Annotated in this window: 8 protein-coding genes; 5 read left to right on the top strand and 3 right to left on the bottom strand. The window is 56.5% G+C overall.

The window, feature by feature from the left end; genetic code table 11:
- Nucleotides 1–229: hypothetical protein (locus PPP56_RS07835; protein WP_353563485.1), on the bottom strand; the 229-nt coding region annotated here is incomplete at its 3' end.
- Between the two features lie 242 nt (nucleotides 230–471).
- Here PPP56_RS07835 and PPP56_RS07840 point away from each other — a divergent pair.
- Nucleotides 472–1,074: a metallophosphoesterase family protein gene (locus PPP56_RS07840; protein WP_353563486.1), complete on the top strand. Its 603-nt coding sequence runs from the start codon at nucleotides 472–474 to the stop codon at nucleotides 1,072–1,074.
- 31 nt (nucleotides 1,075–1,105) lie between these two features.
- Here the strand turns inward: PPP56_RS07840 and PPP56_RS07845 are convergent, their stop codons facing one another.
- Together PPP56_RS07845 and PPP56_RS07850 are read right to left on the bottom strand one after the other, a co-directional pair.
- Nucleotides 1,106–2,374: an AAA family ATPase gene (locus tag PPP56_RS07845; protein ID WP_353563487.1), complete on the bottom strand. Its 1,269-nt coding sequence runs from the start codon at nucleotides 2,372–2,374 to the stop codon at nucleotides 1,106–1,108.
- A 125-nt stretch (nucleotides 2,375–2,499) separates the two neighbouring features.
- Nucleotides 2,500–2,847, bottom strand: coding sequence for an NERD domain-containing protein (locus tag PPP56_RS07850; protein WP_353563488.1), 348 nt, complete (start codon nucleotides 2,845–2,847; stop codon nucleotides 2,500–2,502).
- Between the two features lie 271 nt (nucleotides 2,848–3,118).
- Here PPP56_RS07850 and PPP56_RS07855 point away from each other — a divergent pair, with 271 nt between their 5' ends.
- From PPP56_RS07855 to PPP56_RS07870, 4 genes are all read left to right on the top strand, one after another.
- Nucleotides 3,119–3,847, top strand: a complete 729-nt coding sequence (locus PPP56_RS07855; RefSeq protein ID WP_353563489.1) for a CDP-alcohol phosphatidyltransferase family protein — start codon at nucleotides 3,119–3,121, stop codon at nucleotides 3,845–3,847.
- A 54-nt stretch (nucleotides 3,848–3,901) separates the two neighbouring features.
- Nucleotides 3,902–4,648, top strand: coding sequence for a class I SAM-dependent methyltransferase (locus tag PPP56_RS07860; RefSeq protein ID WP_353563490.1), 747 nt, complete (start codon nucleotides 3,902–3,904; stop codon nucleotides 4,646–4,648).
- Nucleotides 4,649–5,324: 676 nt separating this feature from the next.
- Nucleotides 5,325–6,464, top strand: a complete 1,140-nt coding sequence (locus tag PPP56_RS07865) for a BspA family leucine-rich repeat surface protein (protein ID WP_353563491.1) — start codon at nucleotides 5,325–5,327, stop codon at nucleotides 6,462–6,464.
- Nucleotides 6,465–6,690: 226 nt separating this feature from the next.
- Nucleotides 6,691–7,853: BspA family leucine-rich repeat surface protein (locus PPP56_RS07870; protein WP_353563492.1), on the top strand; the 1,163-nt coding region annotated here is incomplete at its 3' end.

Here is a 7,853-nt window from a genome sequence, read left to right on the forward strand (position 1 = left end):
TAGAGAGCAGCAGGTCGTAGCTGGGGGCGGTATCGAGCCCGGAGGTGACCGTCCACGTAAACGGCGCGACGTTATCGGGCAGCTCGCCCATCGGGTCGGCGGGGGCTTCGCCCGTGCGGTCGAACGCAAGGCCGCCATCGCTGGCGTTGTTCTCGCGCAGCAGCACGAGCCCGTCGAGCACGGTGTCTGTTGTGATATTCCCGCCCGTCCGGCCATCGAGGTAGACCACCGTTGTGCTATTTTCGCCGTTGATGTCGTCGGCCTCTTCAGTGATCCCCTGGGCGTCATCCGCTTGTCTATGCGTGTCAATCTCTGTCTCAAGCAGGTAAAACGAGTGTTTATCTGTGTTTTTGTGAAGAAGCTGGCTCTACGTACAGCTGGCGCTCCGGTCCTGAACTGCGCGTTGTTTGTCGGATACAGCCTGTGTCTATGACATCCCGTTTCGCATCCCTCTTATGACATTCTTGACCTATGCCCGACCTGCTCTGTGTAAGTGATATCCATAGCGACCGTAGCGCAGCTCGCCATCTCGTAGCCCGTGCGCTTGAGGTAGACATTGTTGTGGGCGCTGGCGACTTCTGCGATATGCGGCGCGGGCTCGATCGCACCATCGGCATTCTTTCGGAGATCGATACGCCCATGGTGCTTGTGCCCGGCAACGCGGAGAGCGCAGAGGAGCTTCAGCAAGCGTGTGCCAATTGGGAAGCGGCCCATGTGCTTCATGGCAGTGGCGTAACGCTGCAGGGCGTCCCGTTCTATGGCATCGGCGGCGGCATTCCGGTGACGCCCTTCGGTGCATGGAGCTGGGATTTCACCGAGCAGCAGGCCGCAGAGCTTCTTACGGACTGTCCCGACAACGCGGTGCTGGTGTCGCACTCCCCGCCGAAGGGTGCCGCCGACCGCGACTCCCGCGGACGCTCACTCGGCAGCACGGCCCTGCGCGATGCGATTCAGCGCACGTCGCCACGCCTGGTGGTGTGCGGACACATCCACGGAAGCTGGACCATCGAAGAGCATATCGGGGAGACGCCCGTGCTAAACGCCGGGCCCGAGGGGCATGTGCGAGCGGTGTAGAGCGCCTCGCATATCTCGTAGAGTCGCGCTCCTACGCCACGCTCCCATCCCCACCAGATTCAGGAGGATTCGGCGGAGCCCAGTCTTCCTGATGCATGACGTGAAGACAATCCTGCGCTCGCGTGCAGGCCACATACATAAAGTTGAGATGCGTGGCGTAGTCGCAGTCTGCGTCCAGCCCGTACACGATCACGACCGGCGCATCCAGCCCTTTGAAGCGCTGTGCCGTACTATATGACAGTTCTTGATTTGTAGGCGGGTCTTCCAGATCAAATGACTTGAGCTCATATCCCCCCAGACGTTCTGTATCTGCAAGCGCTGTGTTTTTCTTGCTATGCATCGCCAGCAAGATGATCTGGTCGGCCTCAAAGCCGTCGGTACGCAGATCGCGTACCAGCGTATCCAGCATTTCGGCCTGCTCGTCTGCGTTTTTGTACGTGTGCTCTTCAACGTCTACCCCTTTACCGAGACTTGGATGATGGTGCAGAGGCGTTACACCACGCATGGTTGCTGCATACTCGGCCACACGCTGCGTTGCTCGGCAGTTTCGGGTAATGCGAACGAGAGGCATATCATCCCATGCAGTGTCTACACTCAACTGCGGACCATAGATGTTTTGATGGACATCGGCAAACACATACACATTGGGGTCTTCGGTAAGCAGGAATTGCAGCGCATCCCACCAGTTCGGGTAGATGTCTTGCGCTTCGTCAACTACCAACGCGTCGTATTGAATCACTCCTTCTCCAGTGATTTCAAGCAATAGGTCCGAACTTTCTTCGACCCAAAACGCGGCATCGGGCCGGTCAGGCATCCGGCGGCGGGCAGTATGAATGATGTTCGTTTCGATGATCTCATGGAAGTAGTAGGTATCGAGGTTATCGATATCGCGGGTCTGCTCCGACAGATGCTGGGCAAGCAGACGGTTATAGCAGAGCAAGAGCGTTTTCTTTCCTTCACGAGCCAACTGCTTGGCCCGATTCTCTGCAAGCAGCGTTTTTCCGGTGCCCGCAGGCCCCCGCACCAGCACGCGGGGATTTGCCTGAAGCGTTTCGTAATAAAGCGCAGCCTGCTCCTCGGTAAGCTGATGGTACAGCTCGCGCCCCTGCTCAATAGTGGCTTTTCGTGTTGATGCTCCCTCAATATCGCCTGCGGGGATCATCCGAAACGTATGCGTAAGCTCATTCCACACTGTTTGTAGGTTGGCCATGCGTTTCTGCTGTGCTCTGGAGTCGAGCTCTGCAAACGGGGTAGCCACCGCTCGCAATGCGCCCTTCACGGCACTGTTAAGTTGCTTCATAGCTCGTGCGTCTATACACGTTTCAGGCGGATGCCCAACTGGCATCTCCCCATTTAGCTCCGCATCCGGAAACACGCTGGCAAACGCGTGGGGAATATCGATCTTGCCCTCTCTCATCCGTTCCGTCAGCTCATCTTTGAGCGCATGCATCGCCGACTGAGCCTGCGCGAATGGATCTCTGATCGTATTCCACGTCCCGTCGTCATGACGCTGCGACCGCCAGGTGCCATCGGGCTGCTTCTCAATCGAACGCCCCCCTTCACTTCGAGCACGAGCAGCCCCTGATGCGGATGCCAGACAACAAAGTCGGCTTCTCCGAAGCGCCGATGATTGTTGTGGTTGCGATACGAAAAATCCTGCGAGTAGATGATCTCATAGTCGTCGTCGAGCTGGTTGCGGAGTGCCTCATAGACAGTCCCTTCTGCCCTGGGCGTAATGTTTTTCGGGTTGATTGGAGGGTGTACAAGAGCCATAAAGGTCACGTAGAGTTGTTCAAAGACAGGTAAGAAGAGGCACCTGCCTGCAAGCAATACTATATATGAGAATCGCCTACAGATAAGTCGCTTGGTGCAGGAATAGATTACTATCCCAAATACTTCAACAGGTGTTAACATAAGGCTGTGCCCGGTCTGTATCAAGCGTGCCGACCTCGTTGCGTTGCTCACTTGCATTCGGCCTACGGGATGCGACACCTTAGTGCATGTCCGAATGGATTTCGCCACACCCAGCCGCCCGTGCCTAATCATGGCTCCTTCTGCCCGGTCGACCCTGAATAATCGCCTGACGCGCTTTGCCGCGCTGCACGCTGTGTTGCTTCTCGCAGGCGCTTCCGGAAGCTTTGCGCTGCAGTCGATGGGTCCTGTCGTAGCTGTCGGTGTGCTATCGTTTGTCGCGTTCATCGTCGCCTTCCGCTCCGAATGGACGCCCTCAGGACGCTTTGGCGCGGCCAACGCAGTCACCGCCCTGCGGCTGGTCGGAGTGCTGATGTTGGCTCTCTGGCCGTGGTCGCCCGGCGATGCGCATCTCGCTCTCGCAGGTCTTGCAGGCGTGCTCTTCCTGCTTGACGGATTCGACGGCTGGCTCGCTCGCCGCACGGGAGAAGCGTCTGCGTTCGGGGCGTTCTTCGACAAAGAAGTGGATGCATTCGCGTTGCTCGTGCTCTGCCTGCTTGCCATGTTTCTGCAAGGGATGGCTGCGCTGGTTGTGTTGGCCGGCGTGTTACGCTACCTGTTTGCGCTATGCCTGCACCTGGGAGATCCGCCGGACGCCACCGAACCACGCACCCCGGCTGCCCGCTATCTGTATGTGTTCATGATGGTGGCCATCTTGCTGCCGTTCCTTCCGCTACCCGATTGGACGTACGGCATCGTGTGGGTGGCGGTGGGCGGCTTGGTGGCGTCCTTCCTCCCGTATTTCGTGTGGGCGTTTCACGGACGCATGCCGTCGTTTTTCAATCCGCAACCGTCGTCGTAGCGTGCGCATACATGTCGTTTGAAGCTCGTACTGCTTTTGTAGGCACTGCGCCATATGCCCCCTACGCCCAAGCCCGTTGAGTCCATCGCCGATGTACGCACGTTCTTCAACCGGTTTGCTCCGGATAACACCGAGCAGCATGGCTCCCCCGATGTGCTGATCCAATACCGCGTTCGGCTGCTCCGACAGCACGGACGCTTCACCTCATCCGACACCGTACTCGATCTGGGATGTGGCGATGGGAACCACCTGCGCATGCTTGCTCCCAACATTCGAAAAGGTATCGGGATTGACGTATCGCCCGCCATGGTAGCGTCGGCACAGCGCGCCGCCCGTGCTGCGTCCTACGACACCCCTCTCTCATTTCGGGTGGATGACGCACGCACCCTTTCTACAATCGACCGCGATAGCGTCGACCGCGTGATCTGCGTGGGTGCGCTGGAGCACATGATAGACCCGGCATCGGTGATGCAGAGCGTACACCGCGTGCTGCGTCCAGGTGGACGCTTCGTCGCCCTTACACTGAATGGCGGATACGCATGGTATCGCTGGGTAGCTCCCCTGCTCCGTATTCCCACGCGTCACCTCAAAACCGACCGGCGCCTTACGGCCGAAGAAGCCCGTGCGCACCTCTGTGAAGCTGGTTTTGCATCACCTACCGTAACACCATGGACGTTCGTTCCTGCGGGCGACATGCCAAAAGGGGCAGCGCCCGTCTGGGCCGGGTTGGATTATGTTGGGCGGTGGTTCAATATCTGGACGCTACGTGGAGGGCTGGTCCTGGCAGGAAAAGCTACTTGACCTCCTTCCACCACCAAATATGATGGAGCGTAGCGGAATATAGAGAGAAGCGGTTCGAATAAGGCGAAGCCGCGGTGTCCAATAGCCTTGTCACTTAGCCTTGTCACTTAGCCTTGTCACTTAGCCGCCCCCCACTCCCCACCTCTTTTCTGCCTGATGTAGTATATTTCTACTCTAATTGTAGGTCTCTTGTATCTACTTCTTGTGAAGCAGGAGCCATAGCCCAATATTGGTAGATTGTCCAATAGCTGGCGAGTGTGATTGGGTCATTTATACCCAGTTAGTTGTAGAGAGAACAAAGTTCGACGGTGTCTTATCTCTCTTGATACGATGGAATGGTGGGTTAGAGACGTGGGGTAAATTATTTTAGACGTGCGCTTTCCTGCTCGTTGTCCAGATGTATGCCTCTCCTCTGACTGAAAAGGGTTTTCGCCCCACGTGTCAAACCATTACCTCGCTTGCATACTAAACGATCAGACGTTGGATCTCATCCCTTTCTGGGTCTCTTATGCTCCAAAAGCGACATGGTCGACACTTGACACAAGGTGCGTAGTTTTGTATCATTGGTTTACAAAATAACTCCCCAAAAGTACAGGCGGTCATAATGACGACCTCACTTACGCACAAACTTCTTCTTTGCTGCGCGCTTATATTTGCATTCGCGTGCACCTCTTCTGTGGCACAGAGCGAAGATGCCTTCGTGACCACATGGGTGACCACGGAGGCAGAGGAATCCATTTTTATTCCGACGTCTCCAAGCACCGCATATGACTTCACGATCAGCTGGGGCGACGGAACGACCGAGTCGGTCAGAGGCATTGATCCGCGGCCTGAGCACACCTACGATACGCCGGGCGTACATACTGTCGTGATTACAGGCGTATTTCCCCGCATCTACTTTAACGCCAGCCCCATGCCGCCATTTGGCGAAGGGGATCCGGTGAACGCGCGCAAACTACAGACCATCGAACAGTGGGGAACTGTCGAATGGCTAAGCATGGAAGACGCCTTCGCTGGAGCGGTGTATCTGACCTCTGACGCAGACGACGCCCCTAACCTGTCGCGCGTCTCGTCGATGGATCGCATGTTTGCGGGCGCTGCGTTTTTCAATGACAGCATCGGTCATTGGGACGTCTCGAACGTCGAGAGCATGTCGGCCACATTTGCACGGGCCTTCTCGTTTAACGCCGATATAGGCGAATGGGACGTTTCCAATGTAGAGGATATGTCGGGGCTGTTCATGCATGCAGCGTCGTTCAACCAGGATATTAGCGATTGGGATGTTTCCAATGTCACGAACATGCGCGCGCTCTTCGCAGAGGCTGGTGCCTTTAACCAAGACATCGGAGCCTGGGATGTCTCCAGCGTCGAAGACATGTCGGGGATGTTTATGCATGCAGCATCGTTCAATCAGGATATCCGCGACTGGGACGTCTCTGCAGTAACCCAAATGACAGCTATGTTCGCAGGCACCGAGTCGTTTAACCAAAGCATTGGAGACTGGGACGTCTCTTCGGTGCGCAACATGCGCGCTATGTTTGCAGAAGCTGAAGCATTCAACCAGGATATCAGTGGCTGGGACGTATCGAACGTCAGGAATATGACCCGGATGTTCAGTAAAACAGCGTCGTTCAACCAGAACTTGCGGAGCTGGCAGCTTGACAGCGTGGTCAAAATGGGATTCATGTTTTCGGGAGCCGAGTCGTTCAACCAAGACGTTCGATCCTGGTACGTCCCCCCCGTTGCCCTTGCAAGCAACGCCTTTGACGACACACCGGCTTCCAGATTGCTCCGCATTCCTCCTCGGTTTCGGTAGTCTCGCCAAGCCAAACATAGCACGGCCCCTATGCGGTAGCGTGATACCCAGTACATCCAAACGGCTAACTGCATCTGCCATGCATTTCGCATGACGACAGTGCCTCCCGCTCGCGTGCCTACGCTCCAGGCACTGTTTCGATATGCTGGTGGACATGATGGCGCCTATCACATATCTTTCATCATCTGCTCTTGTTGACTATCGCGTTCCACCTGATTTCTGAACTATGCGTAGCTTGCTTGTTTTTGCAGTGATCGCTCTGCTTACTGGTATGTCGCCCGTATCGAAGGCGCAGCCTGCTGAAGCGTTTGTCACCACCTGGGAGGTAGCTGGCCCCGCGTTATCGGTCACAATCCCCACGGCGCCACAGGCCACCTACAACTTCGTTATTGACTGGGGAGACGGCACCCGCGAAACCGTTACCGGCATCGATCCCAACCCGACGCATACCTACGCAGCCCCAGGCACCTATACCGTATCCATTCAGGGCAGCTTTCCCCAGATCTATCTGGATGCCTCTCGCCACGACCCGTCCAGCAGAGGGAGCCGTTCTAACGCGCAAAAGCTTCGGACAGTGGAACAGTGGGGAGCTATCGCGTGGCACAGCATGGAAAACGCATTTGCCGGTGCACGCCACCTGACGGTGCATGCCGACGATGTGCCCGATCTATCTCGCGTTACGTCTACACGGGGCATGTTTTTGGAAGCCACCTCGTTTAATGCTCCCATTGGAGACTGGGACGTCTCTTCGGTCAGAGACATGTCGGTGATGTTTGCCGAAGCAGCCTCTTTCGATCAACCAATTGGTGGGTGGGATGTCTCGGGCGTAGAGGATATGTCTGGCCTGTTTATGAACGCCTCCCTCTTCAATCAGCACCTTAACGGGTGGGAGGTCTCTAACGTACGGTCAATGGCTGCTATGTTTGCCGGGGCTGCCGACTTCAACCGCGATATTAGCGATTGGACCGTCTCCAGCGTCGAGACGATGGATGGCATGTTCATGAACGCCGTCTCGTTCAACCAGGATATCGGCAGGTGGGATGTCTCTAATGTGAACTCCATGACGGCCATGTTCGCCGGAGCCGACGCGTTCAACCAAGACATTGGGAGCTGGAACGTGTCGAGCGTTGCCACCATGCGCGACATGTTCTCCGAGTCGGAGACGTTTGATCAAGACATCGGGGCGTGGGACGTGTCCAACGTCAGAAACCTGGTTAGCATGTTCCGGCGTACGCGCTCGTTCGACCAGGATCTCAGCGCATGGGATATCTCCAACGCGCGCGACCTGAGCTTCATGTTTTCAGGCGCTCGGTCTTTCAACCAGGACCTCAGCGACTGGAATATTGCGGCGATCGCCAGCACATACAGTATGTTTCACAATGCCTGGGC

This window comes from Longimonas sp. (genome assembly GCF_040409695.1).
In the GTDB taxonomy this organism is placed as follows: Bacteria; Bacteroidota; Rhodothermia; order Rhodothermales; family Salinibacteraceae; genus Longimonas.